This window comes from Anaerorudis cellulosivorans, assembly GCF_025943985.1.
Classification (GTDB): Bacteria; Bacteroidota; Bacteroidia; order Bacteroidales; family Dysgonomonadaceae; genus Anaerorudis; species Anaerorudis cellulosivorans.
Genome location: NZ_JAPCWE010000033.1, coordinates 1 through 1318, shown reverse-complemented (window position 1 = coordinate 1318; position 1318 = coordinate 1). Strand labels below are relative to the sequence as shown.

Annotated in this window: 1 protein-coding gene; it reads right to left on the bottom strand. The window is 38.4% G+C overall.

Annotated elements, in window-relative coordinates; all coding sequences use genetic code 11:
* Positions 1-32: 32 nt before the first annotated feature.
* The gene (locus OLM34_RS11380) at positions 33-1196 is read right to left on the bottom strand and encodes an IS4 family transposase (RefSeq protein ID WP_264407384.1); all 1164 of its coding nucleotides are present in this window, start codon (positions 1194-1196) and stop codon (positions 33-35) included.
* Between the last annotated feature and the right edge of the window lie 122 nt (positions 1197-1318).

The following is a 1318-nucleotide window of genomic DNA, read 5'->3' as shown; positions in this document are numbered from 1 at the left end:
ATCACTAGTGTCCCATTAAAATTGGGACTTTATTAATAATCAAATAAACTTGGGCCATTAGGTCTAAATCGTTCTTTGTCATTTTGAAATTTAGTTTTGTCAAAGAGGTCTCTAAGATGAGTTTTATCGGTCAACGAGATGCTTAATATCTGAAGAATCTCGTATGTGCTTCTGTCAAGTTTCATGTCGTGTTGAACGATTGCCACAAGGCAGTAGGCGCATATTGCAGCATAGATTTGAATGCGAACGGCATTCTCGGTTGTACCCCAAAACTTCTTGATTTTAAGATGCTGTTTCAGCCATTTGAAGAAAAGTTCTATTTGCCACCTGTTTTTGTAAAGTTCGGCAACCAGATGTGAAGAGATGTGCATTGCATTTGTCAGAAATACAAATTCACGCTCCTGTTCTTCATCCCAATATCTTACCCAACGAAGAGGCTTAGGATAGTATTGCTTTGGATAAAAACCCGTTAATTCGATTGTTGCATCCGAAAGCACGTTCTTCTGTAACCTGCGCTTCCACTTGATGGACTTGTATTGCAGGTTCTTCTTCGCACGGACAACGAAGTAGGCGCCTATTTGGTGAATCCTGTACAACATTTTAAAGTTGTTGTAAGCACGGTCAAATATGTAATATGATCCGGACTCATAAGGAATTTCTTTCATCGCTTTTGAATCGTGTACTGCTGCATCGGTGATGTGAAAGAATGCGGGTATCTGTGTTTCCAAATCATATAAGGTGTGTACTTTGATGCCACCTTTCGTCCTGCGAAATTTAGCCCACCAGAAAACTGCCAGACACAAGTCAATTGTTGTAGAATCGAATGCAAACACGTCTCCATCGAGTTTGAAGATATCCATAACACGCTTCTGTCTTGCTTCGTTCATAAGGTGATAGGCATATTCTTCAAAAATGCGATGGTCCCTGTCTTGATTGGCTCTTGCAAGAGATGATCTTGAAACGTTTCTGCCCATTCCTAAATGATAGCATTTGGAGTTGTGAGCTTCAAGAGCAATAATCAAATCTCTCAGACTTTCTCTATTAGACAATTGACCAAACATTAGAGCAAGAAGTTGATTCCAACAAGTGAGATGTTTCACATATTTGTCGCCATCATATTTATGAACGATGTAATTGAATTTGTTCCTATCCAAGAAAGCGACCAGCTGAGCGAACACGAATTTATCTTTATGCATTTGCAATCCATATTAGGATCACAAAGATGAGAATTCAAATCCGTTTAATCGAAAATTGTATACAACTAACTAAATTTCAAATATTTCAAAGAGCTATTGTAGATTTTAATGGGACAGCAATG